A 19,898-nucleotide genomic window follows, 5' to 3' on the forward strand; every position below is an offset into this window, starting at 1 on the left:
GGCTCGATCCTCGATCCCGACGGGTGGCCCGGCCTCCGGCCCGTACGCGATCCATACGCGCGATGGCCGGGCCCTGACGCCTCCCTGACGCCCCCTCTACTGCGGGAGGGGCTCGTGCGGCAGGTGGAGCAGCGAGCGGCGGTGGTACGACTCCAGCTCGCGCTGGAGGGCCGGCCTCGGGACGGCGAGCACCGGGCAGGTGGCGTGCCGCAGCGCGTACCGCGCCACCGAGGGCCGCCACCACCTCCCCCGCCCGGCCCCCACCACCAGCACGTCCTCCGCCCGGTACGCCATCGCCACCAACGCCGGCCCGGCCTCCCCGCGCACCAGCACCGACCTCATCGGCACCCCGGCCCCGCCGCCCCCGAACGCCTCCGCCAGCGCCGTCCGCAACCGCTCCTCGGCCGCCGCCCGCACCGCCGCCAACAGCGGCGGACACGGCGACCGCCGGTACCCGTGCTCACCCCCGGGCGGCACCCACGTCAACACCGCCACCACCTCGCCCCCACTCCCCCGTGCCACCCCCACGGCCCGGTGCAGCGCCGCCAGACTCCCCAACGACCCCCCGACCCCGACCACGACCCGCCCGCCGCCGCCGCCCATCTCCACCCCCACCCAGCCGACCAACTCCACCAGTCGACCAGCCACCCCGCCCCTGCCCCCGCGCCGTTGACAACCCCCTGATAGCCACAGCCCCGATCCGTGCGGAGCCCTGACGACCGAGCGCCACTACCCCCATCGCCCGGTAGCCGCACCGCCCGCCGGCCACTCGACCCGCCCGGAGCCGAAGCGCCGAACGGCAACCGAGTCCTGCTCCGCCCAGATCCGGTCCCCCGGCAGCAGAAAGAGGGGACGGTCGAACACGTACACCGCGCACCCGGGCTCGAAGCGGACGTGGTCGAGCAGCAGCATCCTGGGTGCGGTGGCCGGTACGCCGGTGAGCCTCATGCCGGCCATCATCGCGAGCCCCCGATCCGACGGCCACCTCTTCCCGGTGCACCCCGAGAACTACCCCTGTCGGCCCCCGGCACCGCTGCCCGTCGGCAAACGAAAAAAGCGGCCCCCGACCTGCGTTTCCGCACGTCAGGGACCGCTTCTTCTATCCGGTGGCTGGTGCAGGGTTCGAACCTGCGTAGCTTGCGCGACAGATTTACAGTCTGCTCCCTTTGGCCGCTCGGGCAACCAGCCAGGGATTGTGTCTCTCGGGGCTCGCCCCGTTCGACTGGGTAAACCTTACCTGATGGATGGGGGTGCTTCGCCACTCGGTTGGTCACGTGGGGATCAAGGTGGCGGCGTGGGCGTCGGGGGCGGGGCGGGGGTGTGCTGGATAGGCTGGGGCCGCTCCTGCCTTCGAGGGGGTGGGGGCTGCCAGTGAAGCCAGAGCATCAAGGAGACCAACACACCATGGCCGACTCCAGTTTCGACATCGTCTCGAAGGTCGAGTGGCAGGAGGTCGACAACGCGATCAACCAGACCTCCCGCGAGATCGCCACCCGCTTCGACTTCAAGAACGTCGGCGGCGAGATCAAGCGCTCGGGCGAGAAGATCGAGATGAAGGCCAACGGCGAGGAGCGCGTCAAGGCGATCCTGGACGTGCTGAAGGACAAGTTCATCAAGCGCGGCCTGTCCCTGAAGGCGCTGGACGCGGCGGAGCCGCAGCTGTCCGGCAAGGAGTACAAGATCTTCGCGGACATCAAGGAAGGCATCACCCAGGACGATGCCAAGAAGGTCGCCAAGATCATCCGGGACGAGGGCCCGAAGGGCGTCAAGGCGCAGGTGCAGGGCGACGAGCTCCGCGTCACCTCCAAGAGCCGCGACGACCTCCAGGCCGTGCAGGCCCTGATCAAGGGCAAGGACCTGGACTTCGCGGTCCAGTTCGTGAACTACCGCTAGTCGCCGGTCCCGGCCTGCGCGCAGGCGGCGCGCGGGTGCAGGTGGTCATCGAGGGCGCGGCGAGAGCAGGTCGGCGGGGTGTGGACCCCGTGGACGGGCTCTCGTCGCGCCCTCGGCGATTTCGCGGGGCTTCGGGGCAGGCTGAGTGGATGGGATGAGGGGATGGGAACGGAGAGCGGGACGGCAGGAGCGGGGCGGGCGGGGTTCGCGCACGTGCCGGGCGGGCCGGTGGTGTTGACGGGTGGGGAGGAGCTGGGCGGGACCGGCGGCGGGACGGTGCTGGACTTCTGGCGGTACGCGCTGCCGGATCTGCGGACCAACACCACCCGGGGGCTGCTCGCGGAGTACCTGGTGCACCGGGCGGTCGGGGCGCGGGCGCGGAACGAGGAGTGGGCGAGCTTCGACGTGCTGAGCCCGGACGGGCTGCGGATCGAGGTGAAGACCAGTGCGTACCTGCAGTCCTGGGGGCAGGCGCGGCATTCGAGGATCACCTTCTCCCGGCTGCGCGGGCGCACCTGGAGCCCGGAGGAGGGCTCCTCCGACGGGCCCACGTACAACGCGGACGTGTACGTGTTCGCGCTGCACACCGCTCTCGACCACGCCGACTACGATCCGCTGGACGTCGGGCTCTGGCAGTTCCACGTCACCGACCTTGCGGCGGTGGCGAGTTCGGGCCGGGCCAGCCTCGGGCTGGCCACCGTGCGGCGGATCTGCGGGCCGCCGGTCGGGTACGACCGGTTGGCGGCGGCGATCGCGGAGGCCGGGCGGCGGAGCCCCGAGCCGGCGGTGCCGCAACCCGAGGACGGCGGGTCGGGGCGGGGTTCCGGGCCGGGTCGATCCTGATCTCGCCGCGTCGGATCGCGCACCGGCCGGGGGCCTGCGACCACGTGGTGGCGGGCGAGGTGAGTGCGCCGGCCTGGGGCTGGATCACCGAGCCGACACCGGAGTTGTGGGAGGCGATCGGCCTCGGGGAGCCGGTGCGGGCGACCGGGGGGGGAACACCGATCGGCGGGCCGTCCGGCGCTGCACCACCTGCCTGGCGGCGCTGGGGAAGCCCTGAGCGGGCAGCAGGGCCGGGGCCCGGGCCGAGGGGGTCGGTCCGGGCCCCGGGAGAGGGGTCAGCGGGGCGTCACGGGGTGATCAGCGTGGTGGCGGTGGCCGTGGTGGCGCTCACCGCGTCCACGGAGAGCGGGGAGACCAGGTTCTTGACCGAGGCCGGGTCGGGTTTGGTGGCGGTGGCGGCGGTGACCAGGGCGGCGGCGTCCTTCTGGAGTTTGGCGAGGGCGTCGGCCGGGTTCACCGCTGCGGGCACCGGGAGGGACGGGGTGGGCGCACCGGAGACGGGCAGCGCCGGGGTCGGAGCGGGGAGGGCCGGAGCGGGGAGGGCCGGAGCGGGGAGGGCCGGCACCGGCGCCGGGACCGGGACGGGGAGGTCCGCCGGGACGGAGCGGTCGACGGCGCCCAGCGGGAGCGGTGGCGCCGGCGGCACACCGGGCAGGGCCGGAGTCGAGGGCAGGGACGGGGTCGCCGGGAGGGACGGCGGGGTGGGGAGCTTGCCGAGCAGGTCCTGGATGGCGGACTGGAGCCCGGCCAGGAGTTTCTGCAGCAGGGAGGCGTCCGGGGTGGCCGAAGTCGCCGAGGAGACCAGGTCGGTGACGGTCTTGAGCAGGCCGCCGAGGGCACCGAGCGCGTCGAGGGCCTTGCTCGGGTCGGGTACGGCCGGCACGGCGGGCACGGCTGGCACCGAGGGGGTGCTCGGCACAGACGGGACGGTGGGGGTTCCGGCGGCGGGAAGGTGGGTGAGGACCGGGTGGTGCCCGGCGGTGGGCGGGAGGTCGGCCACGGAGTGGTGGGCCGAGACGGTGGTCGCGGTGGCGGCGTCGGCGGCGTCGGCGACGTTGACGGACGCGGTGGCGACTGTGGTGAAACCGAGTGCGGCAGTCAGCACTGCGGCCGTCCAGGTGGCACGCATGACTTGCGTTTCCTCTCAGTGAAAGTTCAGGCATTCGCCTCGACTTCACGTTGAGCCACCCGGGGCACCACGGCCACTGGTGCGTGCGCCGAACGGGTCCCGCTCCGGGCTGGGCCCGGGCTCGGTCGGCGTGTCGCGATCGGGGCCGGTCAGCCGACCAGCCAGTCCGTCAGGTGACGGTGCCGCAGCAGGCCGACGGCGTCGAACTCGTCGCCCCGGTCGGCCTTCTGAGCGCCCAACCGGCGCAGTGCCTGCGAGATCGGGGTGTCGATCAGCGGGGCCCGGCTCGGTTCGCCGGTGCCGATCGGACCGAAGTCGATCTTCCCGTCAAGCCAGACCGCCGCGCACTGCGAGCCCACCCCGCCGAAGTACTCCGCCTCGACGTACGCGATCGGGCCCGCCTGCGACCAGGCACCGAGGCGGTGGCCGAAGCCACCGGGGAAGTGGGTGAAGCCGGGCAGCGCCGGGCGCTCCGGGTCGGCCACGGTGTCGTACAGCTGGTCCGTCATCGGGATGAGCGCCAGCCCCTGAGCCAACCCGATCACCCGGGCCGTCGGGACCTCGGCCGCCACCACCTTCGCCAGGTCGACGGCGGTGATCATGGCCCTCAGTTCGTATGACATTCAGTCATTCTGGTGCACCGCCGGGAGTCAAGTCACCAGAATATTCGAACTGACTATGCATTTTCGGCCGCAATCCGGTGTGGCGCGACGGGACATGGAGTGACAGGACGGGGGCGGCGGGCGGGGTGGCCGGTCCGGGATGCGGGCAGACTGGGGTGGTGATCACGACCAAGCGCCCCACCCCCGCCGAACTGGCCGCCGCGCAGGACGCCCTCATCCCGGACGTGGCCGCGCCCGGTCTGCGGGTGCTGTTCTGCGGCATCAACCCCGGCCTCTGGTCCGGGGCCACCGGCCACCACTTCGCCCGGCCTGGCAATCGCTTCTGGCCGGCCCTGCACCGGTCCGGCTTCACCCCGCGACAGCTCCGGCCGGAGGAGCAACTGGAGCTGCTCGCACTGGGGTTGGGCATCACCAACGTGGTCGGGCGGACCACCGCCAAGGCCGACGAGCTGACCGCCGAGGAGTACCGCGCGGGTGGCGCCGCCCTGGTCGAGCGGGTCACCCGGCTGAAGCCCCGGGCGCTCGCCGTGCTCGGCATCGGCGCGTACCGGACCGGCTTCGGCCGGCCCAAGGCCGTGGTCGGCCGCCAGCCGGAGGGGATCGGCGGGACGGAGGTCTGGGTGCTGCCCAATCCGAGCGGCCTCAACGCGCACTACTCGCTGGACGCGATCGCCGCGGAGTTCCGGCGGCTACGCGAGGCGGTGGATGGTCAACTTGCCGATGAAACAACCTAGTTGGTGCGGCTGGTGCCGGGCGGGAGCGGGGCCGAGCGCAGCTCGCGGATCAGCTCGCGGACGGCGGTCGAGCGGGCCAGCTCGGGGGTGGTGACGTAGCCGACGGTGCGGGTCGGCGGACGCGGGCCGAGTTCGGTGACGGCGAGGCCGGGCGGGGCGCCGAGCAGGGTGAGGCGGGGGACGATCGACATGCCGACGCCCTGGGCGACCATGGCGAGGGTGGCGAGGTCGTCCTCGACGTTCATCCGGGCGGGCGGGATCCAGCTCTGCTGCGACCACCAATCCCGGGTGTAGGAGCCGCAGTTCTCGTCCCAGTCGACCAGCGGGAGGCTGTGCGGGCGGGCGTGGCCGGCCGGGGCGACCAGGGCGTAGGTCTCCTCGAAGAGCCGCCCGGCGAGCAGGCCGGGAGCCGGCTCGACCTGGGCGTCCAGGGTGGCCAGCCCGAGGTCGGCGCGGCCCTCCGCCACCTCGCCGGCCGTACCGCGGCCGACCTCCCGGACGATCCGCACCTGCGGCCGCAGCCCGGGGTGCCGCTCGGTGAGCCGAGCCAGGGCGCCGGGCAGCAGGTGGACGGCCACGCTGCGGAACGCCGCGATCCTCAACTCTCCTTCCACGGCGCCGCTTTCGGCGGCACGGGCCTCGGTGCCGAGCAGGTCGAGCAGCCGCAGCACCTGCCGGGCGTGCAGCACCGCCCGCTCCCCCGCCGGGGTCGGCCGGGCGCCGGCCCGGCCGCGGTCGAAGAGCACCGCCCCGATCTTGCGCTCGCAGCCGCGCACGGCGTGCGAGACGGCGGGCTGGGAGAGCCCGAGCGCGGTGGCGGCGGCCGTGAAGCTGCGCTCGCGCTCGACGGCCACCAGGATCCGCAGTTCGTGCGGGGCGAGATCGGTCATGAACCGCAACCTAGCCGAGGGACGGCGCGAGATCCATAAAAGCCGTGCATGGAAGGCCCGCCAACCATCGACGCCAACCCCTGCCACTCGCCCCTGACCTGCGGATACGGTGGCGCCACAGCCACCCGCCCCCTCCCGACAGGAGCAGCGCCATGCCCAGTACCGCCCGTTATGTCCAGCAGATCGCCCGCCCGCAGGGCGCCCCGCGTCCGACCGACTTCACCTTCCTGGAGGGCCCGCTGCCCACCCTCGAGCCCGGCACCGCGCTGGTCGAGAACGTCTACCTCTCGGTCGACCCGTACATGCGCGAGGTGATGGACGAGGGCGTCGGCGAACTGCACACGCCGATGGAGGGTCGCTCGATCGGGCGGGTGATCAGCTCGGCCACGCCCCAACTCCGTACGGGTGACCTGGTGTTCCACCGCCAGGGGTGGCGCACGCACGCGCTGGTGCGGCCCGAGGAGGCCCGGGTGCTGCCCCGGTACGAGGGGGTGCCGCTGAGCGCGCACCTGAGCGTGCTCGGCGGCACCGGGCTCACCGCGTACGTCGGGCTGACCAAGATCGCCCGAGTCCGGCCCGGGGAGAGCGTGTTCATCTCGGCCGCGGCCGGCGGGGTGGGCAGCGCGGCCGGGCAGATCGCCCGCCTGCTCGGCGCCGAGCGGGTGATCGGCAGCGCCGGCTCGGCGGCCAAGGTGCGGCACGCCACCGAACGGCTGGGCTACCACGCCGCGTTCGACTACCACGACGGCCCGGTGGGCGAGTTGCTGCGGCGCGCGGCCCCCGAGGGCATCGACGTGTACTTCGACAACGTCGGCGGCGAGCATCTGGCCGGGGCGCTGGACGTGCTGCGCGAGCACGGGCGGGTGGCCTGGTGCGGGGCGGTCTCCCAGTACAACGCGGCCACCCCGCCCGCCGCGCCGCGCAACCTCTACGAGGTGGTGCACAAGAGCCTGCGACTGGAGGGCTTCCTGGTGCGCAACTACCGTGACGCTCAGCGCGAGTTGGAGGACTTCCTGGTGCCCCGACTGCGCTCCGGCGAGGTGGTCGCGGACGAGACCATGGTGGTCGGCTTCGACCGGGTGGTGGACGCGTTCCTGGGCATGCTGCGCGGCGAGAACCTCGGCAAGATGATCGTGCAGGTCGGCGACCCGGCGTGAATCCGACCGTGCGGCGGGCCGGCCGTGGCGGCGGCCCCGGCCGCTCTGCCAGAGTCGCAGGAGCACGAACCGCTCACGCACCGTACGGAGAAGCACCATGAGCCTGCGCCCGCCGCTGCCCCCGTTCACCGCCGAGACCGCCCTGGCCAAGGTCCGGGCCGCCGAGGAGGCCTGGAACAGCCGTGACCCGGAGCGGGTGGCGCTCGCGTACACCGAGGACTCCGAATGGCGCAATCGCGACGTCTTCCTGCGCGGCCGGGCCGAGATCGTCGAGTTCCTGCGCGCCAAGTGGGCAAGGGAGTTGGAGTACCGGCTGCGCAAGGAGCTGTGGGCCTGGACGGAGCACCGGATCTCGGTCCGGTTCGAGTACGAGTGGCACGACGCGGCCGGCCAGTGGTGGCGCAGCTACGGCAACGAGCAGTGGGAGTTCGCCCCGGACGGGCTGATGGCCCGGCGCTACGCGAGCATCAACGACCTGGCGATCACCGCCGCGGACCGGCGGCTGCTCGACTGAGTCGCGGGGGGCGGAAAAGTCTTTTCCGGCGGGCTGTCACACTCCCGGGACCCGGCGGGTCATGGGGGTGAAGGACACCGAAGCAGGCCGGTGCGAACTCCGCACCGGCCCCCGCCAGATGGGAGCACCACCATGTCGACCAGCCACCTCGTCGTCACCGGGATCGCCGCGTTCATGGCCGCCTTCTCCGCCGGGGCCCTGCTGCTGCGCGCCGAGTTCGTCGTCGGCCCGCTCGTCGAGTACCGCGTCCCGCAGAGCTGGTGGACTCCGCTCGGGCTGGCCAAGGCCGCCGGGGCGGTGGGCCTGGTGCTCGGCCTGTTCGTCCCCTACCTCGGCGCACTGGCCGCGATCGGCCTGGTCCTCTACTTCGCCGGGGCCGCCGTCACCGTGCTCCGTGCCCGCAGCTACGGGCACGTCGCCTTCCCGCTGATGTACCTGGCCCCCGCCGCCCTCACCCTGGTCTTCGCCTGAGGGCTCAGCGGCCGCCGAAGCCCTGGTCGCTGGGCACGACCTCGCGGCCGAGCGGCATCAGCGAGATCGGGATCATCTTCAGGTTCGCCCAGCCGAAGGGGATCCCGATGATCGACAGGAACAGCGGGATGCTGGTGACCAGGTGGCCGATCGCCAGCCACCATCCGGCGAACACCAGCCAGATCACGTTGCCGACGCAGGACGGCGCCCCGGCCCCGGGCTTCTCCACCGTCGTCCGCCCGAACGGCCAGAGGATGTAGCCGGCCAGGCGGAACGAGGCCACGCCGAACGGAATCGTCACAATCAGGATGCAGCAGACGATGCCCGCCACCGCGTAGCCGATCGCCATCCAGAGCCCGCAGAACAGCAGCCAGAGCACGTTGAGTACGAAATCGATCACCTTCATGGCCCCACCCTCCCACGCGACACCCTGCCGAAAGCCATACCCGCTCTGGCGAGCCCCCGGACGCCCCGGCCGGGTTGCGGGGGCCCGAGGGGTGGCTGAGGCTGCAGACGTCGGAACGACCGTCAGATGTTCGAATCCGGCCGGGTCGGCCGCCGCGCCGGATTCGGGCGGCGGAGGCTGGGAGGCCGCCATGGCGCAGGCGTCAGGTCCGTACTACGACCCGTCCGGGCCGGTGCCCGCACCCGGGGGCGGTGGCCGGGGGAACTCCGGGGCCGTCACCGGACTGGTGCTGTTCGCCGGGGTGATGATGCTGGTGGACGGGCTGCTGGGGGTGTTCCAGGGGATCGTCGCGGTGGCCGAGGACGACGTGTACGTCGCCACTCCGCGCTACGCCTTCCAGTTCGACCTGACCTCGTGGGGGTGGATCCACATCGCGGTGGGCGCGGCCGTGGCGCTGGTCGGCTTCGGGGTGGTGAGCGGGGCGGCCTGGGGCCGGGTGCTGGGCATCGCGGTGGTCTCGGTGAGCCTGATGCTCAACTTCCTCTTCCTGCCCTACTACCCGATCTGGTCGCTGGTGGTGATCGCGCTGGACGCGTTCGTGGTCTGGGCCCTCTGCACCTACCGCGACCCCGTGTAACCCGGTCAGCTCCGGTGGCCGGCCATCCGCTCCAGGCGGGCGATGCGCTCGGCCATCGGGGGGTGGGTGGAGAAGAGCCGGGCGCCGGCCTCACCGGGGCGGAAGGGGCTGGCGATCATCATGTGGCTGGCGGTCTGGAGCTGGGGCTCGGGCGGGAGCGGGAGCTGCCGGGTGCCGGTCTCCAGCTTGCGCAGGGCGCTGGCCAGGGCCAGCGGGTCGCCGGTGATCCGGGCGCCGTCGGCGTCGGCCTGGTACTCGCGGGAGCGGCTGACGGCCAGCTGGATCAGGCTCGCGGCGAGCGGGCCGAGGATCATGATCGCCAGCACCCCGACCAGGCCCGGCCCGTCCTCGTCGTCGCTGCGGCCGAACGGGACCAGCCAGGCGAAGTTGACCAGGAACATGATCACCGAGGCCAGCGCCCCGGCCACCGAGCTGATCAGGATGTCGCGGTTGTAGACGTGGCTCAGCTCGTGGCCGAGCACCCCGCGCAGCTCCCGCTCGTCCAGCAGCCGCAGGATGCCGTCGGTGCAGCAGACCGCGGCGTTCCGCGGGTTTCGCCCGGTGGCGAAGGCGTTCGGCGCCTGGGTGGGCGAGATGTAGAGCCGGGGCATCGGCTGGCGGGCCGCCGTCGAGAGCTCACGGACGATCCGGTACAGCGCGGGTGCCTCGATCTCGCTCACCGGCCGGGCCCGCATCGCGCGCAGGGCCAGCTTGTCGCTGTTCCAGTACGCGTACGCGTTGGTGCCGAGCGCGACCAGCAGGGCCAGCACGAAACCGACCCGGCCGAAGAAGCTGCCGATCACCAGGATCAGCGCCGACAGGCCGCCGAGCAGCGCGGCCGTCCTCAACCCGTTGTGCTGGTGACGCACGGCAGGCCCTCCAAGTGGTGCGGTGGGAAGCCTCTCTGCTTCGTCCCTCTGCCGAGATCAACGGCGGGACGAGCCAAGTTCGTTCCCTCGCGCACCGCCCGGGCGGCTCAGAACAGTGTGCCGCTGACCACCTGGAGCACCAGCTGCGGCGCCACCGAGAGCACCACGGCCACCCCGGCGGTGAGGCCGAGAGTCGCGCTGAGGGCCGCCGGCAGCCGGCCGGAGGTCTCGGAAGCGGCCGCCGGTGCCGGGGCGAAGAGGCGGGCCGTCCAGGTCAGGTAGTAGGACAGTGCGATCACCACGTTGACCGCCATCACCACGGCCAGCCAGCCGAGACCGGCGTCCACCGCCGCCCGGAAGACCACCACCTTGCCGAACAGCCCGATCACGCCCGGCGGCAGGCCGGCCAGGCAGAGCAGGAAGAAGGCCAGCGCCAGGGCCGCCCCGCGGCGCCGGGCGAAGAGGCCGCGGAAGTCCGAGAGCCGGGCCGAGGGCTGCGTACGGGCCACGGCCGCCACCACGCCGAAGGCGCCGAGGTTGACCACGCCGTAGATCAGCGCGTAGGCGACGGTGGCGCCAATGGGGCCTCCCTGGCCGGAGGCTGGGGAAGGGTTGCCGTTGCCCGCGTACCCGGCGGCCGCGATCGGGACCAGCAGGTAACCCGCCTGGCCGACCGAGGACCAGGCCAGCAGCCGGACGGCGCTGTGCCTGGTGCCGGGCCGCTGGCGCAGCGCGGCCACGTTGCCCGCCGTCATGGTGAGGGCGGCCAGCACGGCCAGCGCCAGGCCCCAGGTGTGGCCGTACGGGCGGAAGGCGATGGTGGTGACCAGGGCGAGGCCGGAGAGGCCGGCCGCCTTGCCGACCACCGAGAGGTAGCCCGCCACCGGCAGCGGCGCGCCGATGTAGGTGTCCGGCACCCAGAAGTGGAACGGGACGGCGGCCAGCTTGAAGGCGAAGCCGACCAGGGTGAGCGCGGCGCCCGCCTCGGCCAGCGGCTTGAGCCGGCCGGGGGCGTGCGCGAGGCCCTCGGCGATGTCGGCCAGGTGCAGGCTGCCGCTCGCGGCGTAGACGAAGCTGACGCCGAGCAGCATCACGGCGGTGGCCGTGACGGAGGAGAGGAAGAACTTCAGCGCGGCCTCGGCGCCCCGGCCGTCCCGGCGCAGCGCGACCAGCGCGAAGGCGGGCAACGAGGCCACCTCCAGCGCGATGATCAGCGTGGCGAGGTCGCGGGCGGCGGGCAGCAGGGCGGCGCCGGCGGCGCTGCTCAGCAGCAGGAACCAGTACTCGCCGCGCGGCAGCTCCTCCTCGTCCACGGTGTGGATCGAGAGCAGCGCCGCGATCAGCGCGCCGCCGAGGGCGAGCAGCTGGAAGACCAGGGTGAAGTGGTCGGCCACGTAGCTGCACGCCCCGCTCCCGCCGCGCAGGCAGAAGGTGGCGCGGGTCGGGTGGGTGGCGGGCGGGATCAGCGCGACCACGGCCAGCGCGAGGGCGGCGGCGGTGACCCAGCCGAGCGCCTTCTTCCGGCCGGCCGGCAGGAAGAGGTCGGCGAGCAGCACCAGGATGGCGGCCACCGCGGCGATCAGCGGCGGGGCGATGGCCCCCCAGTCGATGTGCTGGATCAGGCCGCCCGGGTCGGCGACGGCCAGCTGAGCGGCGGAGTGCGGTGTCATGGCGGGCTGCCCCAGGAGCTCGAACGGACCGATGGCGGAGCTGTGCACGGTTCAGCCACCCCCGAGGAGGTGCTTGACGGCCGGGTCGGAGAGCCCGAGCAGCAGGGCCGGCCAGAGCCCGGCGAGCAGGGTGAGCGCGGCCAGCGGGGTCCAGCTGACGGCCTCGTACCGGCGCAGGTCCGGCAGCTCGGCCACCGGCGCGGGCTGCTTCGGATCGCCCATGCAGACCCGCTTGACCACCACCAGCAGGTAGGCGGCGGTCAGCAGGGTGCCGAGGCCTGCCAGCACCATGTACGTCAGGAAGGCCGGCCGGGAGAGCCCGGCGGCCGGGTCGAAGGCGCCGAACATCGCCAGCAGCTCGCCCCAGAAGCCGGCCAGGCCGGGCAGCCCGAGGCTGGCGGCCGCGGCGAAGGCCAGCAGCGCGCCGATCCGCGGCGCCCGGCCGTACAGCGCCGCACCGGTGGCCCCCGCGAGGGTGTCCAGCTCGGCGGTGCCGTACCGGTCCTTGAGCGCGCCGACCAGGAAGAAGAGCAGGCCGGTGATCAGGCCGTGCCCGATGTTGGCGAACAGCGCGCCGTTGACGCCCACCGGGGTGAGCGAGGCGATGCCGAGCAGCACGAAGCCCATGTGGCCGACCGAGGAGTACGCGATCAGGCGCTTGAGGTCGCCCTTGGCGCCCGGCCGGGCCAGCGCCAGGCAGGCCAGCGAACCGTAGAGGATGCCGACGGCCGCGAGCGCGCCCAGGTACGGGGCGAAGGTGGCCGTGCCGTCCGGCACGATCGGCAGCAGGACGCGGACCAGGCCGTACGTGCCCATCTTGAGCAGCACGCCGGCCAGCAGCACCGAGCCGACGGTCGGGGCGGCCGTGTGCGCGTCCGGCAGCCAGGAGTGCAGCGGCCAGGCGGGGGCCTTGACGGCGAGGCCGATCAGGATGGCCAGCGCGGCCAGCACCTGGGTGGTGTGGCTGAGCCCGCTGCCGTGCGCGGCGGCCAGCTTGGTCATGTCGAAGGTGCCGGCGTTCAGGCCGATCAGCAGGAAGCCGAGCAGCATCACGGCGGAGCCGAGCAGGGTGTACAGGATGAAGCGGTTGGCGGCGGGCACCTTGCGGCCGCTGCCCCAGCGCGCGATCAGGAAGTACATCGGGATCAGCACGATCTCGAAGGACAGGAAGAAGAGCAGCAGGTCGAGCACCACGAAGGTGGAGAGCATGCCGACCTCGAGCAGCAGCAGCAGGCCGGTGAAGGAGCGGGCGCTCGGCACCCCCTCGCCCTCCGGCAGCCGCTTGGTCGAGTAGACCGCGCAGAGGAAGGTGAGCAGCGCGGTCAGCACCAGCAGCGGCAGCGAGATGCCGTCCACGCCGAGGTGCAGCCGCACCCCGAGGGCCGGGATCCAGCCGACGTCGGTGACGGCCTGCATCCGGCCGGGCCGGTCGTGGTCGAAGCCGGCCGCCAGCGCGATGGTCAGCAGCAGCACCAGGCCGGTGAGGCCGGTGCCGAACCGCAGCGCCGCCCGGTCGGTGCCGAGCACGCCCGGCAGCAGGGTCAGGGCGGCGCCGGCCAGCGGCAGCAGCAGGAGGGCGATGAGGACCGCGTTCATCGGTGACTCCAAGTGGGGGCCGCAGAGGTGGCGGACAGGTCGTGGTTCATGAGCCGACCGCCACCAGGACGGTGAGCAGGACGACCCCGGCCAGCAGGGCGCTCAGGTAGGTCTGGGCGTTGCCGCTCTGGGCCTTGCGGACGACCCAGCCGAGCAGCTGGGCGCCGTTGCCGCTGCCCCGCACGTACGTCTCGACCACCTCGCGGTCGAGGAAGCGGACCAGCTGCGCGGCCCCGGCCACCGGCCGGACGAACAGCGCGCTGTACAGCCGGTCGACGTGGAAGCCGTGCTGGGCGGGCCGGTAGAGCGGGCCGAGCAGCACCCGGCCCGGGTCGACCGGGAGCCGCTCCGCCTCGGGCGCACCGGCCTGGCCGGGCACCGGGCCGGCGGCGGGGCGGGCCGTGCCGCGGGTGGCGACCGAGCGCCAGGCGGCCCAGCCGATCAGCAGGCCGGCCACCGCCAGGCCGGTGCCGATGATCGCGGTGCCGGTGGAGGGCCGCAGCGAGCCGCCGTCCAGCAGGGCGGGCAGCCAGTCGCTGCGCAGGCCCGCCACGCCGAAGGCCATGGTGGGCACGGCCAGCACCCAGAGCGGCCAGCGCATCGCGCCGGGCTCGGCGTGGCCCGGGTCGGCCTCGTCGATCTCGGGCGAGTACGGCGCGTCCTCGGCCGCGGCCACCGCCCGGGCGGGGCCGCCGTGGAAGGTGACCAGCCAGAGCCGGGCCGCGTACGCGGCGGTGAGCAGCGCGGTGACCAGGGCCGCGACCAGCACGATCCACCCGGCGGCGCTCGGCACGGCCGAGGCCGGGCCCAGGCCGTTGGTGATCGCCTCGCCGGTGGCGGCGTGCTCGGCGGCGGTGAGCACCGCCTCCTTGCTGAAGAAGCCGGAGAACGGCGGCAGCCCGACCAGGGCCCAGAGGCCGATGCCCATCGTCCAGTAGGCGTCCGGCACCCGCTCGCGCAGGCCCTGCAGCCGGGACATCGCGGAGATGGAGTTGGTGTGCGCGGCGTGGATCACCACACCGGCGGTGAGGAAGAGCAGCGCCTTGAACGCACCGTGGCTGACCAGGTGGAAGACGGCCGCCTGGCGGTCGCCGGCGGCCAGCGCCCCGGCCATGTAGCCGAGCTGGCCGACGGTGGAGTAGGCGAGCACCCGCTTGAGGTCGTCCTGGGCCAGCGCGCAGAGCGCCGAGCCGACCATGGTGACGGCGGCCATCACGGCCAGCACCACCAGGGCGGCGCCGGAGAGCAGGAAGACCGGCAGCAGCCGGGCCACCAGGTAGATGCCGGCCGCGACCATGGTGGCGGCGTGGATCAGCGCGGAGACCGGCGTCGGGCCGGCCATCGCGTCCGGGAGCCAGGTGTGCAGCGGGAACTGCGCGCTCTTGCCGGCCACGCCGGCGAGCAGCAGCAGCGCGATCAGCGTGGGGTGGCCGAGCCGGCCGTCGGCGGCGGCCGCCAGCACGTCCGGGATCCGGAAGCTCTTGGCGTCGGCGCCGAGCAGGAAGATGCCGAACAGGAACGGCACGTCGCCGAGCTTGGTGACCAGGAAGGCCTTGAGCGAGGCGGAGCGCGCGTCGGCGGTCTCCCAGTGGTGGCCGATCAGGAAGTACGAGCAGATGCCCATGATCTCCCAGCCGACCAGCAGCACGATCAGGTCGCCCGAGTAGACCACCAGGAACATCGCGGCGGTGAAGAGGGAGACCAGCGCCGCGTAGGACGGGTAGCGCGGGTCGTCCTTCAGGTACGCGGTGGAGTAGACCTGCACGCAGGTGGCGACCAGACCGACCAGCACCGAGATCAGCGAGCTGAAGCCGTCCAGGTGGAGGGCGAGCGCGATGTCCGGGCCGCCGGTCGGGGCGAGCCGGGTGGCGGCGTCCAGGCTCTGGCCGGTGCCGAGCTGGAGCGCGACCACCAGGGCCAGCACCGCCGAGGCCAGCACCGGCAGGATCGCCAGCGGCCGGGCCAGGCCCGGGGCCTTCTTCCCGGTGGCCAGGGTGGCCGCCGCGCCGAGCGCGGGCAGGGCGGGGACGAGGGCGGGGAGGGCGAGGTTCATGCGACGGCCTCCGTCGTCTCTTCGGCGGCTGCAACGCCGGCCTCGGCGGCCTCGGCCTTGTCGCCGAGGGCGGTGAGGCGGTCGACGTCGGCCGTGCCGCGGGTGCGGAAGACCAGCAGCACGATGGCCAGGCCGAGGCCGATCTCGGCGGCGGCGACGGTGATGGTGAAGAGGGTGAGCGCCTGGCCGGCGTGCAGCGAGTCACGCAGCCAGGCGTCGAAGGCGACCAGGTTGAGGTTGACGGCGTTGAGCATCAGCTCGACGGACATCAGCACCAGGACCACGTTGCGGCGGGCGAGCACGCCGTAGACGCCGACGCAGAAGAGCAGCGCGGCCAGGACGGCTGGATAGGCGAGGTGCATCAGCTCTCCTGCGGCGGGGTCGGGACGGTCCGGACCGTCGAGTCGCCGACCGGGTTCGCGGTGCCGACCGGCTTGGTGCTGCCGACCGGCTTGGCGTTGCCGACCGGCTTGCCGACGCGGAGCTTGCCCGGGCGGGGCTTGGCGGGGCGCTCGCCCTTGGTGCGGGAGAGCACGATCGCGCCGACCAGGGCGGCGAGCAGCAGCACCGAGAGCGCCTCGAACGGCAGCACCCAGTGCCGGAACAGGTACTGACCCGTCACCTCGGTGCTGCCACCGCCGGCGCCGAGGTCGATCCAGCTGGTGCGGAAGGCGTCCACCACCAGGGTCACCAGGGTCGCGGCGGCGGCCACGGCCACCCCGAGCGCGACCCAGCGGTTGCCCGAGTCCGCGTCCGGGGAGCGGCCGATCGGCGCCCTGGTGAGCATCAGCCCGAACAGCACCAGCACGACCACCGAGCCGAGGTAGATCAGCACCTGCACCCAGGCGATGAACTCGGCGGTGAGCAGCAGGAACTCGATCGCCAGCCCGCCCAGCGCCACGACCAGCCAGAGCGCGGCGTGCACCAGCTGCTTGGTGGTCACCGAGACCAGGGCCGCGCCGAGCACGGCCAGGCCGACCAGCACGAAGACGATCTCCGCCCCGGTCGGGGAGAGGAAGCCACGGGCGGCGGGGGCCAGGCTGCCGGCGGCGAGCTGAAGGTGAGCGTTCACTTCGCCTCCTCCTCGTTCGCGGCCTGGGCCGCTGCCGCGATGGCCTTCTCGGCCGCCTTGCGGGCGGTGGCGATCTCCTTGGGCTCCTCGGCCGCCGGGTCGAGCGCGGGCGGCGCGGGCACCGTCCACATCCACTCGCGGAGCTTGTCCCGCTCGTGGGTCAGCTCCAGGATGTCGGTCTCCGCGTACTCGAACTCCGGCGACCAGAACAGCGCGTCGAACGGGCACACCTCGATGCAGATCCCGCAGTACATGCAGAGCGAGAAGTCGATGGCGAACCGGTCCAGCACGTTGCGGGTGCGGGCGCGGGCGTTCGGGTCGGCGGCGGGCAGCGTCTCCTTGTGGGAGTCGATGTAGATGCACCAGTCCGGGCACTCGCGGGCGCAGAGCATGCAGACGGTGCAGTTCTCCTCGAGCAGCCCGATCACGCCACGGGTGCGCGGGGGGAGCTGGGGCTGCACGTCCGGGTACTGCTCGGTGACGGTCTTCTTCACCATCGTCCGCAGGGTGACGGCGAGGCCCTTGGCCAGACCGGCACCGGGGAGGTTGAGGGGAGCCATTAGGAGATCGCCACCTTGACGATGCCGGTGAGGGCCAGCTGGACGAGGGCGAGCGGGATCAGCACCGTCCACGCGAACCGCATCAGCTGGTCCTCGCGCAGGCGGGGGTAGGTGACCCGGAGCCAGATCACCACGAAGGCCAGGGCGAAGGTCTTGAGGATCGTCCACAGCCAGCCCAGCTGGTCGTGGAACGGCCCGTGCCAACCACCCAGGAAGAGCACCGAGGTCAGCGCCGAGACCACCAGGATGCCCGCGTACTCCGAGAGCAGGAAGAACGCGAAGCGCAGCCCGCTGTACTCGGTGTACGCGCCGAAGATGATCTCCGAGTCGGCGATCGGCATGTCGAACGGCGGCCGCTGCAGCTCGGCCAGGCCGGCCGTGAAGAACACGAACGCCCCGATCGCCTGCCACGGGATCCACCACCAGTGGAACCCGTCCACGATCCCGCCCAGCGAGACCGTCCCGGCGGCCATCGCCACCGAGGCGGCCGCGAGCAGCATCGGCAGCTCGTAGCTCATCAGCTGGGCGGCGGTACGGAGGCCGCCCAGCAGCGAGAACTTGTTGGCGGAGGCCCAGCCGGCCATCAGGCTGCCGAGCACCCCGATGCCCATGACCGCCAGCACGAAGAAGATGCCCGCGTCGACCGCCTGGCCGACGAACCCGTTCGGCCCGACCGGGATGGCGATCAGCACCACCAGGTACGGCAGCAGCGCCACCACCGGCGCGATCCGGAACACCCGCCGGTCCGCGCCCGTCGGGACGATCTCCTCCTTCTGCACGAACTTCACGCCGTCGGCGACCAGCTGCGCCCACCCGTGGAACCCACCGGCGTACATCGGGCCGAGGCGGCCCTGCATGTGGGCCATCACCTTGTGCTCGGTCTGACCGATGATCAGCGGGAAGGTGAGGAAGACGACCAGCGCGCCGAGGCAGCGCAGCAGTGTGTCCAGCAGGTTCACGCGCCGGCTCCGTTCTCGCCGTCGTTGCCGTTGCCGTTGCCGTTGCCGTTGCCGTTGCCGTTGCTATTGGCATCGCCGTTGGTATTGGCGTCGCCGCTGTTGCTGTCGTTCGCGGGCTCCGACGGGGCCGGGGGCTCGGCAGCCGGGGCGGCGGCGGGCTCCGCGGCGGGCTCGGCCTCGGCGTGGGCCGGGGTCGGGGTGTGCCAGGGGGCGTCCGCGGACTGGGTGCGGGCCGGGGCCGGACGGCGGGGCTCGGTGGGGCCGGCCCCCGTTGCCGCAGGCTCGGCGGACTCGGCGGACTCGGTCGGCGCGCCGGGCTGCGGCGCCGCCGTCGGCTCTGCGGCCGGGGTCTGGCTGACCGAGCCGTCGGCGATGCTGCGGGTGCGGCGCGGGCGGTCGGCGCGCAGCGGCGGGGCGGCGGAGGTCCCCTCGGTGGCCGGGGCCTCGCCGGGGGCGGGGGCGGGGGTCCCGGCGGGGGCGGCCTGGCTGACCGAACCGTCCTCGATGCTGCGGGTGCGGCGCGGACGCGGTGCGGCGCCCTCGGCGGCACCGGCCGCGGCTGCGGCCCCGGCTCCGGCAGCCGCGCCGGCGGCGCCGGCTGCTGCGCGGGGGGTGCGGGCGGCGCGGGCCGGGCGTTCGGCGACCGGGGGGAGGGTGCCCTTGAGCGGGCCCCACTCGTTCGGGTCGGGGACGCCGGCGGGCTGCATCTTGCGCCGGGCCGGGCCACCGCCGTCGTGGCTCTCGCCCGGCTCCTTGGCGCCCGGCCAGTCCTTGGCGACCCGGGCGGCCAGGACGAACTCCTTGCGGAGCGGGTGCCCCTCGAAGCCGTCCGGCAGCAGCAGGGTGATCAGGTGCGGGTGCCCGGTGAAGTCGATGCCGAACATCTCGTGGGTCTCGCGTTCGTGCCAGCCGGCCCCGGCGTAGACGCCCACGGCGGTCGGCAGCGCGGCCTTGTCGCGCGGCACCCGCGTCCGCAGCACCAGGTGCCGGACGCCCGGCCCCCGCACCTCAGCCAGGTGCACCAGGACGGAGAAGCCGTCGGCGAGCTCGTCCACGGCGCTCAGCCAGTCGAAGTAGCTCAGGCCGAGCCCGTCCCGGGCGCTGGTGAGCGCCTCGATCCAGTGCTCGGCGGGCACGTCGACGGTGAGCAGCTCGTACGCCTCGGCGGCGGTGGCCCACTCGCCGATCGCGGCGGCGGTCTGCTCCGGCGTCAGTACGTCGTTCACCGCTCACCTTCCGGCCCGGCGACGAGCGGCCTGCGCAGCGCGGACGCGGGGGCCGCGTACCGGGCGGGCAGCGACTCGGCCGCGATCTTCTCCTGGAGCTTGAGGATGCCCTGCAGCAGCGCCTCGGGGCGGGGCGGGCAGCCGGGCACGTAGACGTCCACCGGGATGATCTGGTCGACGCCCTTGGTCACGGCGTAGGAGTCCCAGTACGGGCCGCCGGAGTTGGAGCAGGCGCCGAAGGAGATCACGTACTTGGGCTCGGGCATCTGCTCGTAGAGCCGCTTGACCGCAGGGGCCATCTTGTCCGTGACGGTGCCCGAGACGATCATCAGGTCGGCCTGGCGGGGGCCGGGCGCGAACGGGATGACGCCCATCCGGATGAAGTCGTGCTTGGCCATCGACGCGGCGATGAACTCGATCGCGCAGCAGGCGAGGCCGAAGTTGAAGCACCAGAGGCTGTAGCGGCGCCCCCAGTTGAGCACGATCTTCACCGGGTCGGGGGTGAGCCGGGCGAGCGGGCCGATCCGGCGGGTCTCGACCTCGGAGCCGGGCGCGCCGACGGTCGGCATCCCGAGCGGGATCGTGCCGCCGGAGCC

The 19,898-nt window shown here is 73.3% G+C and carries 23 protein-coding genes and 1 tRNA gene; 7 read left to right on the forward strand and 17 right to left on the reverse strand.

Annotated elements, in window-relative coordinates; genetic code table 11:
- Window positions 1–96: 96 nt before the first annotated feature.
- The 3 genes from CFP65_RS15295 to CFP65_RS15305 form a co-directional block, all read right to left on the reverse strand.
- Entirely contained in the window at window positions 97–648 is a 552-nt protein-coding gene (locus CFP65_RS15295; protein ID WP_254552402.1) for a universal stress protein, read from the reverse strand.
- A gap of 81 nt (window positions 649–729) precedes the next feature.
- Window positions 730–948, reverse strand: a complete 219-nt coding sequence (locus CFP65_RS15300; protein ID WP_158702182.1) for a hypothetical protein — start codon at window positions 946–948, stop codon at window positions 730–732.
- 159 nt (window positions 949–1,107) lie between these two features.
- Window positions 1,108–1,188 (reverse strand) — tRNA-Tyr (locus CFP65_RS15305).
- 216 nt (window positions 1,189–1,404) lie between these two features.
- Here CFP65_RS15305 and CFP65_RS15310 point away from each other — a divergent pair.
- Together CFP65_RS15310 and CFP65_RS15315 are read left to right on the forward strand one after the other, a co-directional pair.
- Window positions 1,405–1,893 (forward strand): YajQ family cyclic di-GMP-binding protein, encoded by a 489-nt coding sequence (locus tag CFP65_RS15310; RefSeq protein WP_104816620.1) that lies wholly within the window; start codon window positions 1,405–1,407, stop codon window positions 1,891–1,893.
- 162 nt (window positions 1,894–2,055) lie between these two features.
- Window positions 2,056–2,736: a hypothetical protein gene (locus CFP65_RS15315; RefSeq protein ID WP_158702183.1), complete on the forward strand. Its 681-nt coding sequence runs from the start codon at window positions 2,056–2,058 to the stop codon at window positions 2,734–2,736.
- Between the two features lie 286 nt (window positions 2,737–3,022).
- Here the strand turns inward: CFP65_RS15315 and CFP65_RS15320 are convergent, their stop codons facing one another.
- A complete protein-coding gene (locus CFP65_RS15320; RefSeq protein WP_104816622.1) occupies window positions 3,023–3,865 on the reverse strand; it encodes a hypothetical protein in 843 nt (280 codons plus the stop codon).
- A gap of 149 nt (window positions 3,866–4,014) precedes the next feature.
- The gene (locus tag CFP65_RS15325; RefSeq protein WP_104816623.1) at window positions 4,015–4,488 is read right to left on the reverse strand and encodes a hypothetical protein; all 474 of its coding nucleotides are present in this window, start codon (window positions 4,486–4,488) and stop codon (window positions 4,015–4,017) included.
- A 161-nt stretch (window positions 4,489–4,649) separates the two neighbouring features.
- Here CFP65_RS15325 and mug point away from each other — a divergent pair, with 161 nt between their 5' ends.
- A complete protein-coding gene (gene mug, locus CFP65_RS15330) occupies window positions 4,650–5,222 on the forward strand; it encodes a G/U mismatch-specific DNA glycosylase (RefSeq protein ID WP_104820892.1) in 573 nt (190 codons plus the stop codon).
- Here the strand turns inward: mug and CFP65_RS15335 are convergent.
- Window positions 5,219–6,112: a LysR family transcriptional regulator gene (locus CFP65_RS15335; RefSeq protein WP_104816624.1), complete on the reverse strand. Its 894-nt coding sequence runs from the start codon at window positions 6,110–6,112 to the stop codon at window positions 5,219–5,221. The two genes, mug and CFP65_RS15335, sit on opposite strands and share 4 nt — an antisense overlap.
- Window positions 6,113–6,264: 152 nt before the next feature.
- On the opposite strand from CFP65_RS15335, the gene CFP65_RS15340 reads away from it, so the two are divergent.
- From CFP65_RS15340 to CFP65_RS15350, 3 genes are all read left to right on the forward strand, one after another.
- Complete coding sequence (locus tag CFP65_RS15340; protein WP_104816625.1) at window positions 6,265–7,269, forward strand: NADP-dependent oxidoreductase; 1,005 nt, start codon at window positions 6,265–6,267, stop codon at window positions 7,267–7,269.
- A 97-nt stretch (window positions 7,270–7,366) separates the two neighbouring features.
- Window positions 7,367–7,783: a nuclear transport factor 2 family protein gene (locus CFP65_RS15345; RefSeq protein WP_104816626.1), complete on the forward strand. Its 417-nt coding sequence runs from the start codon at window positions 7,367–7,369 to the stop codon at window positions 7,781–7,783.
- 132 nt (window positions 7,784–7,915) lie between these two features.
- The gene (locus CFP65_RS15350; protein ID WP_104816627.1) at window positions 7,916–8,254 is read left to right on the forward strand and encodes a DoxX family protein; all 339 of its coding nucleotides are present in this window, start codon (window positions 7,916–7,918) and stop codon (window positions 8,252–8,254) included.
- A gap of 4 nt (window positions 8,255–8,258) precedes the next feature.
- Here the strand turns inward: CFP65_RS15350 and CFP65_RS15355 are convergent, their stop codons facing one another.
- Window positions 8,259–8,660 (reverse strand): YccF domain-containing protein, encoded by a 402-nt coding sequence (locus CFP65_RS15355; protein ID WP_104816628.1) that lies wholly within the window; start codon window positions 8,658–8,660, stop codon window positions 8,259–8,261.
- 190 nt (window positions 8,661–8,850) lie between these two features.
- On the opposite strand from CFP65_RS15355, the gene CFP65_RS15360 reads away from it, so the two are divergent.
- A complete protein-coding gene (locus CFP65_RS15360; protein ID WP_254552403.1) occupies window positions 8,851–9,297 on the forward strand; it encodes a hypothetical protein in 447 nt (148 codons plus the stop codon).
- A 5-nt stretch (window positions 9,298–9,302) separates the two neighbouring features.
- Here CFP65_RS15360 and htpX read toward each other — a convergent pair whose 3' ends face one another.
- From htpX to CFP65_RS15410, 10 genes are all read right to left on the reverse strand, one after another.
- Window positions 9,303–10,166 carry a zinc metalloprotease HtpX gene (gene htpX, locus CFP65_RS15365; RefSeq protein ID WP_104816629.1) on the reverse strand — a complete coding sequence of 288 codons (864 nt, stop codon included), beginning with the start codon at window positions 10,164–10,166 and terminating at the stop codon, window positions 9,303–9,305.
- Between the two features lie 107 nt (window positions 10,167–10,273).
- A complete protein-coding gene (locus CFP65_RS15370) occupies window positions 10,274–11,836 on the reverse strand; it encodes an NADH-quinone oxidoreductase subunit N (protein ID WP_104820894.1) in 1,563 nt (520 codons plus the stop codon).
- A gap of 51 nt (window positions 11,837–11,887) precedes the next feature.
- Window positions 11,888–13,432 (reverse strand): NuoM family protein, encoded by a 1,545-nt coding sequence (locus CFP65_RS15375; protein WP_104816630.1) that lies wholly within the window; start codon window positions 13,430–13,432, stop codon window positions 11,888–11,890.
- Between the two features lie 46 nt (window positions 13,433–13,478).
- Window positions 13,479–15,485 (reverse strand): NADH-quinone oxidoreductase subunit L, encoded by a 2,007-nt coding sequence (locus CFP65_RS15380; protein ID WP_104816631.1) that lies wholly within the window; start codon window positions 15,483–15,485, stop codon window positions 13,479–13,481.
- The gene (gene nuoK, locus CFP65_RS15385) at window positions 15,482–15,847 is read right to left on the reverse strand and encodes an NADH-quinone oxidoreductase subunit NuoK (RefSeq protein WP_104816632.1); all 366 of its coding nucleotides are present in this window, start codon (window positions 15,845–15,847) and stop codon (window positions 15,482–15,484) included. Before nuoK ends, CFP65_RS15380 begins: the two co-directional genes overlap by 4 nt.
- Window positions 15,847–16,557, reverse strand: a complete 711-nt coding sequence (locus CFP65_RS15390) for an NADH-quinone oxidoreductase subunit J (RefSeq protein ID WP_104816633.1) — start codon at window positions 16,555–16,557, stop codon at window positions 15,847–15,849. Before CFP65_RS15390 ends, nuoK begins: the two co-directional genes overlap by 1 nt.
- The gene (locus tag CFP65_RS15395) at window positions 16,554–17,117 is read right to left on the reverse strand and encodes an NADH-quinone oxidoreductase subunit I (protein WP_104816634.1); all 564 of its coding nucleotides are present in this window, start codon (window positions 17,115–17,117) and stop codon (window positions 16,554–16,556) included. The genes CFP65_RS15390 and CFP65_RS15395 overlap by 4 nt, the downstream gene beginning before the upstream one ends.
- Window positions 17,117–18,070, reverse strand: a complete 954-nt coding sequence (gene nuoH / locus CFP65_RS15400) for an NADH-quinone oxidoreductase subunit NuoH (protein WP_371682534.1) — start codon at window positions 18,068–18,070, stop codon at window positions 17,117–17,119. The genes CFP65_RS15395 and nuoH overlap by 1 nt, the downstream gene beginning before the upstream one ends.
- A gap of 2 nt (window positions 18,071–18,072) precedes the next feature.
- Window positions 18,073–19,302 (reverse strand): NADH-quinone oxidoreductase subunit C, encoded by a 1,230-nt coding sequence (locus CFP65_RS15405; protein ID WP_104816636.1) that lies wholly within the window; start codon window positions 19,300–19,302, stop codon window positions 18,073–18,075.
- Window positions 19,299–19,871, reverse strand: a complete 573-nt coding sequence (locus CFP65_RS15410; protein WP_104820895.1) for an NADH-quinone oxidoreductase subunit B — start codon at window positions 19,869–19,871, stop codon at window positions 19,299–19,301. The genes CFP65_RS15405 and CFP65_RS15410 overlap by 4 nt, the downstream gene beginning before the upstream one ends.
- Window positions 19,872–19,898: the final 27 nt, after the last annotated feature.

The sequence above is a fragment of the Kitasatospora sp. MMS16-BH015 genome (assembly GCF_002943525.1).
Lineage (GTDB): Bacteria > Actinomycetota > Actinomycetes > Streptomycetales > Streptomycetaceae > Kitasatospora.